Origin of the sequence: Candidatus Nitrosotenuis aquarius (assembly GCF_002787055.1) — an archaeon.
Classification (GTDB): domain Archaea; phylum Thermoproteota; class Nitrososphaeria; order Nitrososphaerales; family Nitrosopumilaceae; genus Nitrosotenuis; species Nitrosotenuis aquarius.
This window is the reverse complement of record NZ_CP024808.1, coordinates 639,922-658,774: the sequence shown is the minus strand read 5'-3', so window position 1 is coordinate 658,774 and position 18,853 is coordinate 639,922. Positions and strand designations below refer to the sequence as shown.

The window sequence follows — 18,853 nt, the reverse complement described above, 5'->3', positions numbered from 1 at the left end:
TATTCTCCTGTTTTGTATTGGAATCATGAATGTCCAGTAGGAAGATATTCTCCTGTTTTGTATTGGAATCATGAATGTCCAGGTACTGATGTTTCGCCAAGACGATCCAAAAAAATGCACAGCTGCCAAGCTAGTAAAGTTCAATCTGGCAAAATCTGTCACAAGGACAGCACAAAACACAATCATACTGGACCCGTTTGCAAAACAAACCCTACTATACCATGACGCAAAGCTTGCCGACTCTATTACCGGAATTGACTGTTCATGGAACCTGGCAGATACAACATTCAAAAAAAGATTTGGAGGAATCCCAAGAAAACTGCCGCCGCTTTTGGCAGGAAACCCCGTAAACTATGCCAAGCTTGGAAAGCTGACTACTGTTGAGGCAATTGCAGGGGCCGCATTCATTTTGCGATATGATGATCTTGCAATGGAGTTGCTATCAAAGTTCAACTGGGGTCACACATTTTATGAGCTAAATTCCGAGCTGCTCGCAGACTATTCCAAGCTAGAACTAGAAGAGCAGATCCGACCCCTGCTTGCAGAATACGGAATTGTACAAAATATTGACTGAGTAGCAAATAAGCTATTCAGAGTAAAGATTTATTCAAACACTCTTTGGGGTCGGTTAGACATGGCACATGAAGCCCAAAATGCGGGATTTACGCGTAACCTAGGCCTGTTAGATGTGATAATGGTAGGCGTTGCCGCAATGATAGGAGGTGCCATCTTTGTTCTGGTGGGACCTGGCATGGGCGAGGCAGGCCCCGCACTAATGATCGCCTTTTTGCTAAACGGAATAATCACAATATTTACTGCGTTTACATATGCGGAACTGAGCTCTGCTCTTCCAGACACTGGTGGTGGATATCGCTGGGTTAGGGAGGGAATGCCCAGGCCTAATGCGTTTTTGAGTGGATGGATGTCTTGGTTTGCACATACAATAGCAGGCAGTCTTTACGCGGTGGCATTTGCGTCGTTTTTTGCACATCTATTGGATATGGCAGGGATCTTGGAATCTTCCGACATGGTAGAAAAAGGATTTGCGGCAATGGCAGTGGTGATTTTCACATTCATCAATGTTCGCGGAACTGCGCCAACCAGCAAAGTTGGAAACGCAATCACGATAACGCAAATCACAATTATTGGTGTATTGATTGTCGCAGCGTTATTTGCAATGGCGTTTGCAAACCCTACATGGCCGTCGAACTTTTCAGACTTTTTCCCGCATGGAATATCCGGCCTTGTAATAGCAATGGGCCTGACCTTTATTGCGTTTGAGGGATATGAGGTCATAGCACAAACGGGAAACGAGCTCAAAAACCCAAAGAAGAACATCCCAAGGGCAATCTTCATTTCATTGTTTGTCGTAATTGCAATTTACATTCTATTTACGTTTTCATTCATTGGCGGACTGTCATCGGACAAGGTAGGCCAGCCGTCATGGGAGTTCATTGGAAGCTTTGGCGAGCTAGGAATACTGGAGGCTGCAAAGAACTTTATGCCGTTTGGCGCAATGATTGTGCTGGCAGGAGGGTTTGTCTCCACTCTTGCTGCACTGAACGCAACTACGTACTCGTCTAGCAGGGTCTCATATGCAATGGGAACTCATTACAATTTGCCGCACTTTTTTGGCAAGATTCATCCAAAATACAAAACTCCTGCGATTTCCACTATTGCATCTGGAATCATAATGCTTGTGATGGCATTGTCGCTAGACCTGACAGGCCTTGCAATTGCCGCAAGTGTCATGTTCTTATTCTTGTTTGCCCAAGTCAACTATGCGGCAATCACAATACGCCGGCTCTATGGAAAAAAGCTGGACTATTCATTCAAGACGCCGTTTTTCCCAATTATTCCGACACTTGGAATTTTGTCAGCAATTGGGCTGTCTGTGTACTTGTTATTTACAGAGCCGGTATCCTGGGTAATTGCAATAATCTGGATCGTGTCTGGATTTATCATCTACAAATCATACACCTCAAAAAAAGAAATAGAGCACTATGCCCCGCTTGTGTACAACCAGGGGCCCAAAGAGCGCAAGGAATACCGAGTCCTGATAATCTACCACCCAAAATACGTCACCAATTATTATAAAATAGCAAACTCCATCATCCAAGAAAAACAAGGCGAAATCTCGTTTTTGAGCGTAGTAAAGATTCCAGTACATTTGCCTCTTGATGCCACAAACAAGGTGGCCGAATCGGAAATAGAGGAATTCAATGAGCTCAAGCAGCAAATCCCGCAATCCATTCGGCACCGATACTTGGTTCGCGTCTCTCACGATGAAACCGACGCTATATTGTCTACTGTGGAAGAACAGGGAATCAATCTGGTCATAATCGACTTTGCGTTTTTGAGAAACAACAGAAAGCTGCTTTCCCTTTCGACCTGTGACTTTATTGGTGTTCGGCTTGGTGCTAATTTTGAGCAGGACCTGGCAAATCTTGTGGTGTCGTATGATAAAGGGCGACACTCTGATCTTGGGCTGCGAGTGGCGCACGCAATTTCCCGGGCGCACTCGTCCAGAATTCGTATAGTTCGCGGTGTTGTGGAAAAGCCGGAAACCGAAATTGAAATCATGAATAGAATTAATGAGATCATGTTTGATCTTGACATCAAAAAGATCCAGTTTGAAAAGGTCTACCCAAAAACAAAAAATGTTGCACCCATACTGCTTGAGAGCTTTTCCAAAATACAGGATGAGACAATAATTCTGGGTGCAGGCAACCAGGCAGACTCGGCGTTTTCCCCAAAAACACTAGAGGTGGTGGACAAGACAAAAAAGTCGCTCTTTGTCATTCGCGACCACCAGTTCTCAGAATTCCATGCCAGAAGATTTTGGAGAATTATATCATCTAGGATGCGCGAAAACAGACACCTCTACAAAATCTATGTCGACCTTGCACACCTTGGCTACTCTATTAAGGAAAAGCGCGCCCATAGGTATGACGAGGAATACTTTGACTCCAAACTCAAATAGTGTAAATATCTGATTATACCACAACACAATGCGAGCTGGTGGACGATTACTGCGAAAGCAGAGGAAACTCCTCCCTCAATGCAGATGTGTGTTGCGGTGACGCAAAGCCAGAGATGGCAGGCAACAGAACAGAAAAAATCCGAACTGGAGCACTATGATGGCAATCCCTGAGATTTCCAGCAGACGGAATGAAAAATCTGCCCCATACAGAGAAAAGCCAAACAGAGCCGGGATCTGCACCTATGGCTCAGGTAGGCTGCAAAGCGAAATGTCGTTTACAAACAGAAGGAGGGTTATGGCCAGCACGCAATTTTATTTCAAACCTATTTTGATGTTGGTCTTTAGCTTTTCAGTTGTGCCGGAAGGGGACGTGGTGTCTGTGAATTTGAGCTGGGCAGTAGAGCCAATCTTTACTCTTTTTCCGTCAATTTCCTTTGGCATCTTTAGTGTGACTATGAACTGGTTTGTGTTGTCTCCTGTCTCTCTTAATGTTGATGTCTTTGCCTCAAATGCCGAATTTGCCAAAGTAGTTCTGATTCCATTGGAGCCCCTGAACTCTATTAGGCTCAGTGAAATGTTGTCAGCGGTTCTTGAATCCAGATTAAAGTCTGGATCATAGATTCTGACCTGAAATGTTTGGCCTATGCGGATGTTTTTTTGCGATGTCTCTAGTGCCGTGGTTGATTTTTTTGCCTTGATTGACTTTGACACTGTCTGGGAGTTGCCTGATGCATCGGACTCGTCATTGTATGTTATTACTAGAACGTCGCCCTGCGTTACGTCGCGGCCGTTGATTGTGGTGGGAATTGAAACCTTGCCTACAAAGACCCCTGAATTAACACCGGTTTCTACTATTTTAGATGGTCCGGAAATGCTAGTTCCTGCAAGCTTGAATTCAAGCAATCCTGATGTAGAGACTTCGTCAATTCCTCGATGCGATGTGTTGAGATCATCGTCATGCAAATAGAATGTGACTGTTCCTCCAGGCACTAGTACTGTGCTTGCCTGAAGCGTCACTGCCAAAAATATTCCAATTAGTGGTATCATGGTTTATCCTAGTGTATTTCTGAGCTTGTCTGCGAGGACTGGCTTTTCAATATTACTCATGATAAATTCTATGTCGGACTGGTCGTCCACGTCCCACATTATTCTGCTAATTAGGGCAAACGTGGTTGGAATGTTGCGGGACTTGGCAGTGAAGAGGTGAATTTTGTAGCTGTCCTCGTCATAATGCGTCTCCATTATGTTAATCGGGCTGCGCAAAAGCGCGTTTGTGCCGTCAAATTTTCTTGATGGCACAACAATAAGCTGGGGTGTTTTTTGGTATCTTAACAGCTCATCGATGTCTTGGGCTCTGATCAGAGGAATGTCTTGCGGAAAGACAACCGATGCACCAAAATTATTCTCAAGCAGGTATTTTTCCGCCAGTGCCACTGCGGCGTTTACCCCGTTTTCCTTTTCCTCATAGATCTGGACTGTGTTGTATTTTTTTGCTATCTCAAGGGCGGACTCGTCGCGCGATACAATGACTGTCTTGTTTATCTGGGACTGGGAAATTGCGGACAGTACCTCTTCTAACATTATTTTGCATAATTGCTCTGTTTTGTCTTGCGATAGTCCTAGTCGGCTTTTTGCCTTTGAGAATGTCTTTACTGGGATGATTGATGCTATTTGCAAGCTATCTTGCGTTCTTGAGAACAAATGATGCCAATGCATCTTCTGCTATTTTATTAGTCATCTTGATGCTAGTGTCAAAGACCTTCATGTCCAGATTCTGAATTCGTTTTGTCAGCAGTCTGTCCTTTGAATCAATCACAATGCTTCCGCAAACATCTGAATACATTTGCGCAACGCCGTATGGAGAGACTTCAATTCCTGCAGCTGCCATGTATTCTGCTGCCGGACCGGAAAATGCCTTGTTGCCAATAATCGGACTTACTGCAATCACTTTGCGTTTGTTCTTTGAGAGCTCTTTTCTAATTCCCTTTATCTGAAGCATGGGGCCTATGCTAGTCAGGGGGTTGCCTGGTGCGATAACTACTAGTTCTGAATCATGAATTGCGTTTACTGCCTCTGGATTTGGCCTTGCCTTGTCTGCGCCAATATACTGGATTCCTTCGACTTTGTCCTTGCCCTTGTACTTTACCCAGAATTCCTGCAGGTGCATCTCGCCTTTTTCTGTCGTGATTCTGGTTTCAATGGTGTTGTCGGTTACAGGCATTATCTTTGCCTCTACTGCGAATTTCTCGCACATCCACTTGGTGATGTCTCCTAGATTCTTGCCGTTCTTTAGCATGTTTGTTCTAATTAGGTGGGTCGCTGCGTCCCTGTCGCCGATTCTAAACCAGGTCTCTTCACCAAAAATTTCCATTTGTCGCAAAAATCCAAAAGTGTCCTTTCTAATTCCCCACCCTTTTTCATAATCCAAAATGTCTGCTAGGCCATAAATTATTGTGTCAATGTCAGGACAGACGTACAAGCCGTACAACCAGTAATTGTCGCCAACATTACACACCACATTTACGTCGCGGGTCTGCGAGATCAAACCGCGGACAAGCTTAACAGAACCTGTGCCCCCCGCCAGAATTGTTATCATAAAACCCTTTTTGTATGATGCCGCGGATCAATATTACCTTTTCAATAATGTATCAAAACAACACAAAACAAAAATCTCAAAGAAAAATTGTAAAAAATTCAAAGAAAATTTGTTTTGTAAAATTTCTTGCCGATTTTCATTATTCAAGACAAGATTTATTACTGCGCAGGCAAGCGTACCATTCGTGAATAGGGGTTCTCTATTAGCATTTTCACTTTTGTCTATTTTGATTGCAGGATCTGTTTCTCCAGCATTTGCTGCCCAGCTAAACTGGGATGCAAAAACTCCTGAAACTGCCGAAGTCCCGCAATTCAAGTTCCAGCGAACTGCCTACATTGAATACGAGGAAGGCGGCGCAATAGCAGAAGCACTGAGGGGAAAATCAAAGTCAATCGACTTTACAGTAGACTCGTCTGCCCCCGGCGTCGATATGCTGATTGAAAAACTAAATGACAATTTACACGAGTTGCAAAGCTCAGCACGTGTAACTGATATCACTATTGACTATCATGCATCCCTCTTTGGAAGAGGCGAGAACACATCAGTTGACTATAGAATTATTCTGACTCCAAAAATTGATGGTTATCTGATCAAGCCGTACACTGAAGGCTCTCCAGCATTATTTGACATTTTGTGGAGAGGAATCAAAGTCAATGACTCTATTGTAATTACCACAGAAGAACACGGCGACGTTGAAATAAACAAACCAATTTCATTCTATGAGCAAAACTATCCCGAAGTTGCAGCCCAGATAACTGGCGAGGCAAGAAATGTAATGAGCATGCCACTAATTGATGCATCCGGCATTGGTGGACTAGGAATTGGCAACTGGCACTTTTTGGCAGACCCAACCGGTATTGTTGCAGAGACTAGCAAGTACGGATTTTCTGGCGCCAAAGTAGTGGTATCGTCATTTACAATGGGTGAGAGCAGCTTCCGTGAGGGACAAATCAAAGAAAAGGAATTTGAGGCGACATTTACCTCCGATAAAACTTATCACATCAGAACAATCGAGTCTGGTGACTCGGGAAACATTTTCCTTGCAGGCTATGCATCACCTGACAAACTAAACGGCGGAGAAGTAGTAGGAGTATCACCTGTATCGCCATCGACTGGTGCGCAGACATCATCTGGCTCATTCCCAATATTCATCATATATGGAATGGCTGGCATGGCAGCAGCCGGTGCAGGTGGATTCTTTTGGTGGAGCAACAAAAAAGCAAAGAAAGAATCTGAATACATCCAGACTGGCATTGACCCCAAATATCTTCGAGGAGTTGACACCAGTGAGGCATCTGGCGGATACAAGACCAACAGAGGAGAAGCAGAACTCATATCTGATGACACGTCCCACAAGCAACACACAAGCGTCTATGACCAAGGCTCTGCGCGTGGTTCGCTTCCAGCAGGATATGACAAGCCAAAGGACGAACCAAAGCCAAGCTCAAACCGCGGCTCTATGCCCAAAGACTGGAAACCATCTTAGAAAATTTCTAGTTTAGATATTCTGGCTTTTTTGCCAACTTGTTCTTTCTGTATTCTAGTATACTTAGTGTAATTGCCAATATGCCTGTCAGAAGCAAAATTATTTCTATTGTCAAGATCAAAGAATGTGAAAACGAGTCCATCACTCTGGTTTCGTTGATGCTGGACACCAAATACGCATAAGAATACACTACATAGTTTGTCGCCCAGTGGATTAGCAAGGCAGCAACAAAGCCGTACCTATAGTAGACCCAGCCGATTATGATTCCGGCCATTGCCGCTTGGGCAAACTTGCCGTTACTCCACTGGTCTGATAAAACATGGGCTGCGCCAAACATGACACCAACCAGTACGACAAGTATGATTGCCTTTTTTGGGTTGGTAATGGGAAGATTTGCGGACGGATTCCACAGCGACTTGAAGAACAATCTTGCAGACGCCCTGTGTGAATATAGCAAAAATAACGGGATGCCAACCAGAATTACTCTGAATCCTAGCTCTTCAATTATTGGCGCAGTTGTGATTCCAAGAAATCCTGTAAGGTCGTTCTCAAAGACGGGGGGCGTTATTGTGATTCCTGCCAGCTGTTGTATGATGTCAATTAGTCCGGATAGCACAACGATAATTGAGAACCACTTGATGATCTGGACTAGGTAGCTGCCGTCCTGTGACTCGTACGAGCCAGCCATAATGGGAGATAATACCTTGAGAAAATTCTTTTTTGGCCCCATGCTGGATATTACAAATAAAACCAAGAATGCGGCCCAGGCGACAATGAAGACGTCGCCGATTCCAAGCCAGCCAAGCCAGTCCTGCCCACTTAGAAAGTCAATCTCTGTTACTGGTAATGCATAGTCGATGCTTTTTCCTATCTGGGAGTTGAAAAACAAATACGCTCCAATTGGGAATGAGAGTATCATCAGCCCAAAGATGACTGATACTAGTGCGGAATATGGAATTGCTAAGCCTTGCAGGATTTTGTGGTCTTGCATTTAGTGGACTTCGATGCTTGATTCGGAGAATCCGAGTCTGACTAGGGTTTCTTTCATGGTGTCGCGGTGGTCTCCTTGGAGGAAAATGTAATTGTCTTTTGTAGTGCCTCCGCAGGCGTACTTGCGCTTTAGCTCAGATAGCGTTCCGTTTAGGTCGTTTAGCTTCGAGTCCAGTCCTTCGATCATCGTGCCCTTTTTCTTAAATCGCCTTTCTTCTAACCTAATAACAATTTTGGTTGATTCTTTGTTAAGATCGCCGCAAGCACACAAATCTTCAGGTAGTCCACATGTGTTGCAAATTACTGCCATTATTTTACTAAAATAATTTCCTTGAGCCGACTATTAAGCCTTATTGGAATTTTCTTGCAAGTTTTTTTATCAAAGACTTGGTGTATCATATCATGTCACAGGATCTTAGAAAAAAGGCAGTGGAGTTATTGCTAAAGGGGGCCACACTTCTTGCAGAACCGTGTCCCTATTGCAAGGGAGTCCGCGTAATGAAGGACGGCAATGCTCTGTGTGTCAGCTGTGGCAAAGAGCCTGACCAGAGCAAGGCTGTTGAGGCGCCGAAAATAGATCAGCCAGCAAACCCAATCCTAGACTCTATGAACAAAAAGCTGGAAGAACTCACAAAGGAGCTAGAGGCGGAAAAAGACCATGAAAAGCAGCAACAGATACTAAAGTCGATTAATGCGCTATTGGAGACCGTATCCAAGCTGCAAAAGTAAGTTCATCTCTTGGGAATTATTCGTGTACAGAATCGTTTGGGTCAACGTGGAAAGTAAAAGATTACTGCAACACCAATCAGTACTATGATTGAGGCTATGATCTCAAATCTGTCTGGTTTTTTCTTATCCACCCAATAACCCCACAAAATGGATGATGCGACAAAGATTCCTAATTGCTCAGGAAGTGGCAGACAGAAAAGAAGGTCATGACGCAAGCAACCTATTCAGAAAAGGAAAAGAAGTTACAGGCAAGAAACCCGAAGTAATGATTACAGATGGATTAAGATCATATCATAACGCCTACTTGCAAGAATACCGCACAATGCAAGCACCAAGAACAGTTCACATTCGACATATCACAATCAAAGGGGATAGAAATAACAACAAGATGGAAAGGCTTAACGGAGAAATACGTGACCGAGAGAAAGTAGTACGGGGATAAAGAAAGTAGGTTCTCCTTTAATCTCAGGTTATCAAATTTATCATAATTATGTTAGACCACATTCTGCATTAGAAAATAAAACACCTGCTGAGAAGTGTGGAATTAAGATAGAAGGAAAAGATAAGTGGTTGACATTGATACAAAATTCGACTATAGATGGTAAATACAGACATAATTCCTAACCTTAAAGCATCAACTGTAGCCATAGGAATTATTGATGAAAGTAATCCAATGTTTCCTCTTGCTATCGGTGGAACTGGGTTTTTTATCAGTGAGGATGGATTTTTTGTAACCGCATCTCATGTTTTAGATGATTTAGATTGTTTATTAAAAGATCGGTTTGCAGAGAATAAAAATGCGAAGGTAATGATAATACAAAATGTCGTAAGAGAGACAGGGAAGATAGGGAAAATAGATGTAAAAGTTTTTCAGATTCTAAAAATTATTCATCTAAAAGCAAGTACAAGTTCTTCATATCAAAGTAGTTTGAATTTGGATATTTCTGTCGGTCGAGTTTATGGCGATATACACAATTTAGAACACTTGAAACTAAAAAGGGCTATTTTACAAGTTTATGATGAAGTATTCATGTGTGGTTTTCCAAAGGGGACATTTATGGTTAAACAAAACTCACTAGGTACAACGAGAACAAGTCCCGCTCTACAGACAGGTAGAATTTCAACTATCTTCCCATATGATGGAACAATAGAGCCAGAAGGAATCCAAACCGATATTGTAGGAACAGGTGGATCTAGTGGCTCTCCTATTGTGGATGCTAATGATGGAACTGTAATTGCAATCGCTCAGAATGTTTTAGGAGTATCAGTTACTAAAAAAGAAATTATCAACGATGGTAAGACTACCAAGTGGGCCAGAAGTTATGTGGGTGATGGAAACACGGGGTTAACCTTTGGGATTACTATGTTCTTTGTTCATGATCCAATTTTACAGTTAGTCAACATCATGAAGTCAGAATTTTACCAAAATGGAAACATAAAGCCTGAATTTGCAAAACCGCATAAAAGTAGCGAGTACAAGTTTTGATCCAATGTCCCGAACGGTAACACGAATAGTTGTGTCCCATAAAGGTAACAGAACCTCAAATGATAAAGTTTTTATCTTTAGTGCCTAGCTTCACAATCAAATGAGCAGCAGTAGCAAAAAGAAAAGTGCACCATTGCCAGCATCGTCCGCAGGTTTATTGCGCTTCTTTGAAGACGAAACTAAAGGATACAGACTCGATCCACGAATCGTAGTTGCAATTCCAGTCGGCCTAATCGTAGTATCTTGGATGCTTGACCTATTCCTAATAAAATAAAGACCAAAAATGACAGAATCATACGATGATGTATCTAAAATACACAAGCGTTATTCCCTGACATTACTTACTCCTTCATCAAAATACCATTCCCTGATATTTTCTGGTATTGTTGCCGCAATAACTGGGTATTTCATTTTGACATCATATCTTGAGCGACAAGACGAGCTTGCATTTCGCCTGCCAATTTTGATGGGTGTCTTGCTAATTACACAGAAAATTGATGCAAGGCTGATTCGAAATAGGGAATACTCCAAGGCGCTACACATGTCGCTTTTTGGCAACATGTCATGGCTTGCAATTGTACTAATGGGAATGGCGGCATTTTCCGTTTTGGGCAAACCCGAATTGTCATTGTTATATGTAACAGAAGGAATGTTGATTTTTACCAGCTTTAGAATCGGACTGCTCACCACAACTCTGGGACTATCGATGAGAAAGGCATGGGCAATTTGCTTTGTCCAGCCGGTTGCAATGTATCTTGTTTTGATTCCGCAGGAACTGTGGATATCATCGCTGACAGACCCAATTGTAATGATATTGGGTGCCACGTTTTTGGCAATTGCGTCTATTTGGTCGTATCTTACAGACAGGGCGGGCCGCCCAGAAATCAAAAGCACGCACGAGCTAATCCAGGCATATCTGGCATCAAGGGGAAGGGACAACTATGAAGAAGTAGAATCCATAATAGAGTCGCGCTCAAATCCGTCAAATGTTCTAACATCGCAGATTAGGTTCCAGTCAAATAATGGCGACTTTAGGATGGTCCTGCCAGAGGTGCACCCTGGACCATACCACCCAATTGGCGGAAGCAACATCACGTATAGAATCTACAAGACACTAAACTCGTCTGCAATGGTAATGCACAGCGTATCTGACCATGCACTGAACCTGCCATCACAAGATGCTGTAAACGATTACCTTGGAACATTTTCAACCAATGTGGTTCTCAAAAAGGGCTCTAACTGTACAGAGCCAGTAACGGTTACTGTCAACAAGGCGCGCGTAACCGGAATGCTCTTTGATAAAACTGCAATCTTGTTTTTGTCGCTGTCGCCGCACGGAATGGAGGATGTACCTAGTAATATCAAAAAGGAAATTGAACATCTAGCAAGCAATCGCGACTTTGAGAGAATCTTGGTGGTGGACTGCCACAATGCAATGGGCGAGGAAATTGGCCAAGAAGACTCGCAAGACATGCTCAAGGCAGCAAAAGCAACACTGGAATCCTTGGTTACAAAGGAATCATACCCACTAGAGTTTGGCTATGCAAACTCTAACGGCATAGATGTAAAATCAATTGATCTTGGCCCAGGTGGATTGGGAGTGTTGTGCCTGAAAATAAACGGCAAGAAATTCTTTTTTGGCTGGTCCGACTCTAATAACATGGAAAATGGCGTGCGCGAACATGTCGTGAATCATTTTGCAAAAAATGGCATGTCACTAGTGGAGCTGTGTACATCAGATACGCACTTTAGCTCTATCGTAGTGCGCACAAGAACCGGCTACTATCCTTTTGGCAAAATCACAACGCCAGACACTGTGGCAAACTGGTATTATACAATAGCAAAACAAGCAGAGGCCAAGCTGGAACCAACATCGTTTGAGATCCTAGAGCACAAAGCAGAGGTCAAGGTTATGGGCACTGCGGTACTCGAGGATTTCTCCAAGGCACTAGACAAGTCTCTGCTTTTGACCAAGGGATTTGCAATTGGAAGTTTTCTGATCTTTATTGGCTCTCTTTTCCTATAGTTTCTACGTTTTCCAAATTCCCGTAAAACTCGTCCAAAAAATTTCCAAGCTGGAAAATGGGGACAATTGGGACCTTGTCCACAAAGCTTACCTTGTCCTGGTATAGTGTCACTATGACTGGTGCCGCAATTGCGCCCTTTGTCTTTGCGACATAGTGTTTTGTGCGCTCTATTTGCTTTTGGACAATTTCATCTAGTGCTGATGGAGTCATCTTTTTCCAGTGCTTGCAGTCAATTAGCATTGCAATGCCCAGCCTGATTCCTACGACGTCGATTTCCATGCGGGGGTTTGTCAGGATTAGATTCCGCATTGTGGCAAAGTCGTGAATTTCAAGTATCTTTGCTGCCAGGCCCTCAAAGTCCTTCCAGTCCAAGTGTTTTGCTATTTCGTCTACCAAAACCCCCTTGCTTAGGGCAACAATCGCCGCTCGGAGCTTGTCGCCTTCCTCAAATTCTATTGTATTTCCGTCAAAGCTGCCAATGTCGTTTGCGGCAAGCTCCTGGATCATGCGTCTTGCGGTATTTTTGTCTGTCTTTGATACAATTGCAAAATCCTCAATTGATATTCCGCCTGGTATTATGCCGTCGATTCCGTCAAGCCATAATCTTGCACTCAATTTGTTTTGTTTTGTGTTTTTGTAAATTAAAAGGATTGCATGTGATTTGTACAAATGTGGTGTTATACAAAACACCATTGGAGCTTTAAATTAGATGATATCATAGCAGATTCGTGAAGGTATTATTCTTTGCTGTTTTAATTGTCTCTGGGTTTGGAATTGCGTTTGCAGAAAAAGGCACATTTGTTGATACTATACAATTCATCCAGTATCTAGATGAGAGCACAGCAATAGAAGAGGTAAAAAAGAAAAATCTTGACATTTACTATTCGCGAATTCCTGCAGAGCTGATATCGGATACAGACACTAGCGACCTGAAAATATTTTACACGACAGGCGGCTCGTTTAGCATACTGGTAAATCCAGCACAAGGAGACGAGTTCAACCCGTTTTACTATCAAAAGGCGCGATTTGCACTGAATTATCTAGTTGACAGAAAGCTAATCGTAGATGAGCTGATGTCTGGATATGGAGTAGTGATGACATCAAATTATGGCCCCTTTGATCCCGACTTTCTAAATATTGTATCCGAGCTTGAAAAGTTCCACTTTAGGTACAATCCGGAGCTTGCAAATTCCATGATATCGGAGGCAATGGAAGAGGCAGGGGCGCAAAAAATCGACAACAAGTGGTACTATGATAACAAGCAGGTCACTGTTACGTTTTTTATTAGAAACGACGATCCTGTGCGCAAATCCATTGGCGAGGTAATATCATCCGAGCTTGAAAAGGCGGGCTTTGCAGTGAAAAAAGACTTTGGGGACTTGAACAAGGCGTATGTTCTGGTGTATGGCTCTGATCCTGCAGACCTGAAATGGAGCCTGTACACCGAAGGCTATGCAGGCAGGTCCGCATTTGTAAAGTATGATCCGCTGGGACTAGCACAGATGTATGCCACATGGTATTCCAACATGCCTGGCTTTAACAATCCGCAATACTGGAACTACAAAAACGAAAAGCTGGATGAGCTTACACAGAAAATCTATTCCAGCAATTACACTTCATATGGTGAGCGGGCAGAGCTCATTCGCCAGGCAACCGTTCTTGGCGTAAACGAATCTGTGAGAATATTTCTGGCGGCCAAGATAGACCCATTTGTAGTAAACGAACAGGTTGATGGTGTAATCAATGACTTTGGCGGGGGAATACAAACCAGATTCACGCCAATCAACTCTAGGGCAAACGATGACACACTCAAAATTGGCGTAAAGCAGATCTACCAGGGAGCGTGGAATCCAGTGCGTGGACTGGCAGACGCATATTCCAAAAACATTTGGGACGTATTGTATGATCCTGGAATGTTCAAAAATCCCTATTCCGGCCAAAACTTTGCAGTGCGTCAGGACTGGAATGTGGAAACGGCAGGACCTACAGAAAAGCTGGACGTGCCAGATGACGCAATATTTTGGGATCCAACCCAGCAAAAATGGATTTTTGCAGAGGACAAAAAGGCAACAAGCAAGATAACGTACGACCTTCTCTGGTCCAACTGGCACCATGGCCAAAAAATGGACATGAACGATGTACTGTATTCTGTTTATTTCACGCAGGAATGGGGCTCTGCGCAAACGCAAAACGACAAGACGTTTGATCCTGAATACACTCCTACTGCAAGCCAATCCGCAAAGACGCTGATTGCTGTTCGACCGATTGATGATGATACCATCGAAGTCTATGTTGATTACTGGCACTTTGATGAAACCGAGATTGCCGACTGGGGCGGAGTCTGGGTTACAATGCCGTGGGAGCCAATGGCCGCAATGGAAAAGGCAGTAATTGATGGAAAGGCCTCGTTTTCAAGAACAGATTCCCAGGCAAAAAGCCTCAACTGGCTCTCGCTAATAATTCCACGCGATGCGCAACTAGTATCGCAATACCTAAAGGAATTCTCAGAGTCTGGCTATGTCCCCCCCCCACTGGAAAGATTTGGCAATACTGCACAATACTATGACTCTAGGTATAGTAGTACCATATCCTGGATAGAGCAGAAAAACCACGCAGTAATAAGCAACGGCCCGTTCTACTTGGATAGTTATTCTCCGGAGGCAAGGACAATTACTGTTCGAGCATTTGATGACGAGTCATATCCGTTTTCTGCAGGACACTGGAGCAAATTTGAGCAAGTAAGCCTACCGCAAATAACATCAATTGACGTGCCAGACAAAATAATGCGCGGCCAAGAAATTACAATTCCAATTACTGCAGAGCACTCGACTGATCTGTATTATTTTGTAAATGACGCGTCTGGCGCAGAAATCACAAGCGGAATAATCCCAGTTCAAGATGGCTCTGCAGAAATTTTGCTTGATTCTGACATTACCAATACAATGATGATTGGAGGCCACGACATCAAAGTATATGCCATATCTGACTCTGTTTTTAGGCCTGACATTTACCTGACAAGCTTTTCAGCGGTGGACAAAATAGATGAAACCTACACCGAAACCATCATAGAATCAAAAAAGCCAGAGGCTCAAAACAACTATGGAATTATTTCCATTATACTTGGCGCAATAATTGTCGGTGTTATTCTATATATTAGAAAATCACGCAAGTCGCGCACAAACCGCTGATGATTCATTCATACAAATTCTACCACAGCCTTATATCAAAAATAACAAAAAGCAATCTTGAGAACAAAATGCCAGACGAATCATGCCGAAACTGTGGCGGGCAACTAAAAAAATGCACAATCTGCGCAGAATGCCGCGGAACAGTGAGCCTAGTCTGCGTACAGTGTGGCACAAGAACAAAGGAGCAGATTCACGCCTTGTGCTTTATGGCAGAGATTCCGAAAATAGAAGAAGCACCAGTGCCAAAAATATTGCAAAGACAGCTAATTGTAGCCTGAGTAGAAATCATACCTAATGCTTAAGTAGTCTTTTTCGACCTTGATCGATCACTCTATGCGCAAAGTAGGCACGGCACTGGTTCTGGCGGCAATGTTGCTTATCCCGACTAGCGCATTTTCTCAAAGCTCACGAATTGTTCTGCTTGACACGTTTGGCGACTACAAAAAGGGCGAAAGCGTCTTTATTTTTGGCCAGTTATCGCAGATCTCCCCAGATTTGTATGTGGTAACGCAAATAATCAACCCTAATGGGGACCTCTGCCAGATTCAGCAGCTAAAACCTCTGTCTGATGGAAATTTCATCACCGACCCAATACCGCTGACTGGCAAAATATGCGGCCTGACAGGAAAATACGACGTTCGAGTTTTCTATGGTGATTATACAGCATCCAGCTCATTTGATGTCAAAAACGAAAAGGCAACAGAAAAGTCAAGCAAGGACTATTTGGCGTCTGCCATGTCAGTGATTGAATCAAAAATATCATCAGTAAAGAAATCCGGGACAATATCGGGCGAGTTTGAGACTAGATTTTCTGATTTGCAATCAACTAGCGATATTTCCAAGCTAAAATCACTGTACTCTGATCTATTCCTGACATATCCTTCGGAATCTGACGTGCTGGATCTTGATTCCAGGATCCGCCCTGCACTAGAGACGGCGTTTGCAACAACAAAATCGCTAGTATCTGCATCAAAACTGGATTCCGAGGCTGCAAAGAAAATAGACACCCAGACTGCAGGCGTTGCGTTTTATTCCGCAATCGGAGATGCAAAATCCGCAGTAAGGGAGCTCAGCGACGTTTATGTTTCATTGATTAATGTGGATCCGCAAAAACAACAGCAGGAAAAACAGCTAAGCTATTCAGAACTCAACCAATTATTGTTGAATTTAATGACAAAGTCGGGCTCTATTATGAGCAGGCAAGTCAAGGAAGAAATTGGATTCATCTTTGCTCGCGGGACAGGCCCAGTGTATGCGGATGAGCTAAACAACTTGGTGAATCTGCTCACAGAGGCAAGACTGCTTGATGGCACGCTCAAAAAAGACGACAACCTATCAAGACTGATCAGAACAGAATGGAGCACACTACGAGAGTCGCTGCTTGCAAAGGAAACTCTGGCGCAATTTCTGGAGGCAAAACCAAAAGTGGACAAGCTTCACGAGGCGACGCTGCTTTTGCGCAACCTGGACAAAGTAGACCGATTTGTCTTATCGGATGATACGCAAAACTCTGAGCTTGCAGTATTGATAAAGCCAAGGCTGGACTCGCTTATGAGCAAGCTTGGCGGCGCAACCTCGCCAGATGATATCATTGCATCACAAAAAGAAATAGTCGACATGAAAAACGTAATCGAGATTTCATCTAGATTATCCAGCACAATATCGTTTGCCAAAAACAATGCCGCAAGCCAATCTACCGTAGAGTCATTTCAGGTTCTACTAGACAATGTAAAAGACGCGCAAACGCTAGAGGAGATACTCAAAATTGTATCAGACTATGAAATTTCCATTAACGAGCTGCGAGAAAAGCGCAATCCACTATCCACGATGAAATTCGAATATGAAAAACTAAGGGCAAGAGCAGAGCTGCAATCCGACTATGAAAGCCTAAACACAATCAAAAACGCACTCAAGGTAATCGAGACCGCAATTGAAATAGAAAAAGGCAACCCAACAATTAACAAAATAGACAAAATCGAGGTCCTGCTAAACTATTACAATACACAGCTCTCTGTGATTGCGACCAAGCTTGATTCCTACACCAAGGACTCGTACAAGATTAGGGCATCCGAGATTTTGCAGAGGGCAAAATCAATTGAAAATCTAATTTTGCTTGGCGAGCGCCACAACAAGTTCCTGCCTGGCTATACCGACTTTACCGAATCCATGAAGGTACGCCTGGACAAGGCGCGGGACTTGGTAGTCAAAAAGGACCTTGATGCAGCAGACAACCAAGTTCGCGCATTATTTGATGAGTGGCGCCAGGTCTCTGAAAAATACGACGAGGATCCGTTCGGCTCTGAATCCGGCTATTCCCTTGATGAGCTAAAAAGAATTGAATACCGAAACAAGCTGGATGATCTCTCTAACTTTGTTACCACATTTTATAATGCCGACTTTGATTCAGAGCGATTCATCGACATGACTGATGATGCATACCAGAAAATCGACTTGGGCAATTTCGATGATGCAGACAAGAAGCTAAAGGAAATCCGCAACTATGTGGCAGATCAGATAGAGTCAAGCCACAAAAAGATCCTCTTTGATATTTCGTACAATCCGGTAACGCAAACTTGGGCAATGAATGGCGCAGTAGACAAGGAACTATTTGATAGGCGCGAGAACCTGTACCTTACTGTATATGATATGCAGGGCAATCAGCACAGCACACTAGAGTTCTCTGATACCAAGGACGGCGACTTTTTTACGCAATGGTTTGCGCCAACAGAACCAGGACTGTATGTTGTAAAATTGCAGTGGAGAAACGCAATAGCGTCGCAAATAGTGGATGTTGCAGAAAAGCCGACTGTTACTGCCAAGACTCCACCACCATCGCAGGAATACACGCAAAACGTGGACCTGGCACGCCAGTACGAAGACCTGCAGAACTTTATCCGGGTGTTTGGCTCTTCTGGATACAACTCCAACAAGGCAAGATTTGATTCTACAATGACTGATATTGAAAATGCGCTACGCGACAAGGACCTATCGTCTGCAAAATCTGAAATCAAAGAGTTACAATCAATGATTGAGCGATATCTGCCTACTCGCTCCAAGATTGGAGTGCTGGATGCATATGTTGATGACGGAAAACTGTACTTGTCTGGCGCAATCTATAAGACAGTTGCGTTCCCAGAGGACATTTACGTGGACATTTTTGATCAGTCAGGCGAGAAAATTGACGAAATCCCTCTAAAGGACAATGCGTCTGGGCACTTTAACCAGGTACTGTCAAAATTGTATGGTCCTGGTGTATATGTTGCACAGCTGGAATATCACGAGCTGACAGTGTCTGATTTCTTTAGAATAGATTAATTTCTAAAAATATGTTGTAGAATAGAACATCATATCCCTTTTTGTTTAGAAAA

The 18,853-nt window shown here is 43.3% G+C and carries 18 protein-coding genes and 1 other RNA gene; 12 read left to right on the top strand and 7 right to left on the bottom strand.

The features are described 5' to 3' along the window. Window positions 1-70 precede the first annotated feature (70 nt). The 3 genes from NAQ_RS03915 to rnpB all read left to right on the top strand — a co-directional run bounded on the left by NAQ_RS03915 (window position 71) and on the right by rnpB (window position 3,291). The gene (locus NAQ_RS03915) at window positions 71-574 is read left to right on the top strand and encodes a DUF367 family protein (protein ID WP_100182338.1); all 504 of its coding nucleotides are present in this window, start codon (window positions 71-73) and stop codon (window positions 572-574) included. 60 nt (window positions 575-634) lie between these two features. Beyond that, the gene (locus NAQ_RS03910; protein WP_100182337.1) at window positions 635-2,983 is read left to right on the top strand and encodes an amino acid permease; all 2,349 of its coding nucleotides are present in this window, start codon (window positions 635-637) and stop codon (window positions 2,981-2,983) included. 30 nt (window positions 2,984-3,013) lie between these two features. After that, window positions 3,014-3,291, top strand: an RNA gene (rnpB, locus tag NAQ_RS03905) — RNase P RNA component. A gap of 4 nt (window positions 3,292-3,295) precedes the next feature. Here the strand turns inward: rnpB and NAQ_RS03900 are convergent. The 3 genes from NAQ_RS03900 to cofD are packed head-to-tail and all read right to left on the bottom strand — an operon-like array spanning window position 3,296 to window position 5,579. Further along, the gene (locus NAQ_RS03900) at window positions 3,296-4,030 is read right to left on the bottom strand and encodes a hypothetical protein (RefSeq protein ID WP_100182336.1); all 735 of its coding nucleotides are present in this window, start codon (window positions 4,028-4,030) and stop codon (window positions 3,296-3,298) included. Window positions 4,031-4,033: 3 nt separating this feature from the next. After that, window positions 4,034-4,660, bottom strand: a complete 627-nt coding sequence (gene cofC, locus NAQ_RS03895) for a 2-phospho-L-lactate guanylyltransferase (protein ID WP_100182335.1) — start codon at window positions 4,658-4,660, stop codon at window positions 4,034-4,036. A gap of 1 nt (window position 4,661) precedes the next feature. After that, window positions 4,662-5,579, bottom strand: coding sequence for a 2-phospho-L-lactate transferase (gene cofD, locus NAQ_RS03890; RefSeq protein ID WP_100182334.1), 918 nt, complete (start codon window positions 5,577-5,579; stop codon window positions 4,662-4,664). Window positions 5,580-5,763: 184 nt separating this feature from the next. Here cofD and NAQ_RS03885 point away from each other — a divergent pair, with 184 nt between their 5' ends. After that, on the top strand, window positions 5,764-7,065 hold the full coding sequence (locus NAQ_RS03885) for a hypothetical protein (RefSeq protein WP_162858637.1): 1,302 nt from the start codon (window positions 5,764-5,766) through the stop codon (window positions 7,063-7,065). 7 nt (window positions 7,066-7,072) lie between these two features. Here NAQ_RS03885 and NAQ_RS03880 read toward each other — a convergent pair whose 3' ends face one another. Continuing rightward, the gene (locus tag NAQ_RS03880; protein ID WP_100182332.1) at window positions 7,073-8,056 is read right to left on the bottom strand and encodes a CPBP family intramembrane glutamic endopeptidase; all 984 of its coding nucleotides are present in this window, start codon (window positions 8,054-8,056) and stop codon (window positions 7,073-7,075) included. Then, a complete protein-coding gene (gene yciH / locus NAQ_RS03875) occupies window positions 8,057-8,365 on the bottom strand; it encodes a stress response translation initiation inhibitor YciH (RefSeq protein WP_100182331.1) in 309 nt (102 codons plus the stop codon). A 92-nt stretch (window positions 8,366-8,457) separates the two neighbouring features. Here yciH and NAQ_RS03870 point away from each other — a divergent pair, with 92 nt between their 5' ends. Continuing rightward, window positions 8,458-8,784 (top strand): Sjogren's syndrome/scleroderma autoantigen 1 family protein, encoded by a 327-nt coding sequence (locus NAQ_RS03870; protein ID WP_100182330.1) that lies wholly within the window; start codon window positions 8,458-8,460, stop codon window positions 8,782-8,784. Window positions 8,785-8,825: 41 nt separating this feature from the next. Here the strand turns inward: NAQ_RS03870 and NAQ_RS10325 are convergent, their stop codons facing one another. Further along, on the bottom strand, window positions 8,826-8,915 hold the full coding sequence (locus tag NAQ_RS10325) for a YnfA family protein (protein WP_245871718.1): 90 nt from the start codon (window positions 8,913-8,915) through the stop codon (window positions 8,826-8,828). Window positions 8,916-8,935: 20 nt separating this feature from the next. On the opposite strand from NAQ_RS10325, the gene NAQ_RS10075 reads away from it, so the two are divergent. The 4 genes from NAQ_RS10075 (at window position 8,936) to NAQ_RS03850 (ending at window position 12,296) form a co-directional block, all read left to right on the top strand. Continuing rightward, a complete protein-coding gene (locus NAQ_RS10075; protein ID WP_162858636.1) occupies window positions 8,936-9,226 on the top strand; it encodes a DDE-type integrase/transposase/recombinase in 291 nt (96 codons plus the stop codon). Between the two features lie 156 nt (window positions 9,227-9,382). After that, the gene (locus tag NAQ_RS03860) at window positions 9,383-10,270 is read left to right on the top strand and encodes a S1 family peptidase (RefSeq protein WP_100182328.1); all 888 of its coding nucleotides are present in this window, start codon (window positions 9,383-9,385) and stop codon (window positions 10,268-10,270) included. A 100-nt stretch (window positions 10,271-10,370) separates the two neighbouring features. Next, window positions 10,371-10,544 carry a preprotein translocase subunit Sec61beta gene (locus tag NAQ_RS03855; RefSeq protein WP_100182327.1) on the top strand — a complete coding sequence of 58 codons (174 nt, stop codon included), beginning with the start codon at window positions 10,371-10,373 and terminating at the stop codon, window positions 10,542-10,544. 9 nt (window positions 10,545-10,553) lie between these two features. Further along, window positions 10,554-12,296 carry a DUF2070 family protein gene (locus NAQ_RS03850; protein WP_100182326.1) on the top strand — a complete coding sequence of 581 codons (1,743 nt, stop codon included), beginning with the start codon at window positions 10,554-10,556 and terminating at the stop codon, window positions 12,294-12,296. Here the strand turns inward: NAQ_RS03850 and NAQ_RS03845 are convergent. Continuing rightward, window positions 12,274-12,912, bottom strand: a complete 639-nt coding sequence (locus tag NAQ_RS03845) for a hypothetical protein (RefSeq protein WP_177585556.1) — start codon at window positions 12,910-12,912, stop codon at window positions 12,274-12,276. The two genes, NAQ_RS03850 and NAQ_RS03845, sit on opposite strands and share 23 nt — an antisense overlap. Before the next feature lie 113 nt (window positions 12,913-13,025). On the opposite strand from NAQ_RS03845, the gene NAQ_RS03840 reads away from it, so the two are divergent. Genes NAQ_RS03840 through NAQ_RS03830 form a run of 3 tightly spaced genes read left to right on the top strand, consistent with a single transcriptional unit; the run spans window position 13,026 to window position 18,800 of the window. After that, window positions 13,026-15,485: an ABC transporter substrate-binding protein gene (locus tag NAQ_RS03840; protein ID WP_100182324.1), complete on the top strand. Its 2,460-nt coding sequence runs from the start codon at window positions 13,026-13,028 to the stop codon at window positions 15,483-15,485. After that, entirely contained in the window at window positions 15,485-15,763 is a 279-nt protein-coding gene (locus NAQ_RS03835) for a hypothetical protein (RefSeq protein WP_100182323.1), read from the top strand. Before NAQ_RS03840 ends, NAQ_RS03835 begins: the two co-directional genes overlap by 1 nt. Before the next feature lie 40 nt (window positions 15,764-15,803). Continuing rightward, complete coding sequence (locus NAQ_RS03830; RefSeq protein ID WP_218192571.1) at window positions 15,804-18,800, top strand: hypothetical protein; 2,997 nt, start codon at window positions 15,804-15,806, stop codon at window positions 18,798-18,800. Window positions 18,801-18,853 lie beyond the last annotated feature (53 nt).

What these genes read in the sequence shown, in the direction of transcription:
- NAQ_RS03915 (WP_100182338.1), top strand. Translation starts at nt 71, where the DNA reads ATGAATGTCCAGGTACTGATGTTTCGCCAAGACGATCCAAAAAAATGC.
- NAQ_RS03910 (WP_100182337.1), top strand. Translation starts at nt 635, where the DNA reads ATGGCACATGAAGCCCAAAATGCGGGATTTACGCGTAACCTAGGCCTG.
- NAQ_RS03900 (WP_100182336.1), bottom strand. Translation starts at nt 4,030, where the DNA reads ATGATACCACTAATTGGAATATTTTTGGCAGTGACGCTTCAGGCAAGC.
- cofD (WP_100182334.1), bottom strand. Translation starts at nt 5,579, where the DNA reads ATGATAACAATTCTGGCGGGGGGCACAGGTTCTGTTAAGCTTGTCCGC.
- NAQ_RS03880 (WP_100182332.1), bottom strand. Translation starts at nt 8,056, where the DNA reads ATGCAAGACCACAAAATCCTGCAAGGCTTAGCAATTCCATATTCCGCA.
- yciH (WP_100182331.1), bottom strand. Translation starts at nt 8,365, where the DNA reads ATGGCAGTAATTTGCAACACATGTGGACTACCTGAAGATTTGTGTGCT.
- NAQ_RS03870 (WP_100182330.1), top strand. Translation starts at nt 8,458, where the DNA reads ATGTCACAGGATCTTAGAAAAAAGGCAGTGGAGTTATTGCTAAAGGGG.
- NAQ_RS10075 (WP_162858636.1), top strand. Translation starts at nt 8,936, where the DNA reads ATGATGCGACAAAGATTCCTAATTGCTCAGGAAGTGGCAGACAGAAAA.
- NAQ_RS03860 (WP_100182328.1), top strand. Translation starts at nt 9,383, where the DNA reads ATGGTAAATACAGACATAATTCCTAACCTTAAAGCATCAACTGTAGCC.
- NAQ_RS03855 (WP_100182327.1), top strand. Translation starts at nt 10,371, where the DNA reads ATGAGCAGCAGTAGCAAAAAGAAAAGTGCACCATTGCCAGCATCGTCC.
- NAQ_RS03850 (WP_100182326.1), top strand. Translation starts at nt 10,554, where the DNA reads ATGACAGAATCATACGATGATGTATCTAAAATACACAAGCGTTATTCC.
- NAQ_RS03835 (WP_100182323.1), top strand. Translation starts at nt 15,485, where the DNA reads ATGATTCATTCATACAAATTCTACCACAGCCTTATATCAAAAATAACA.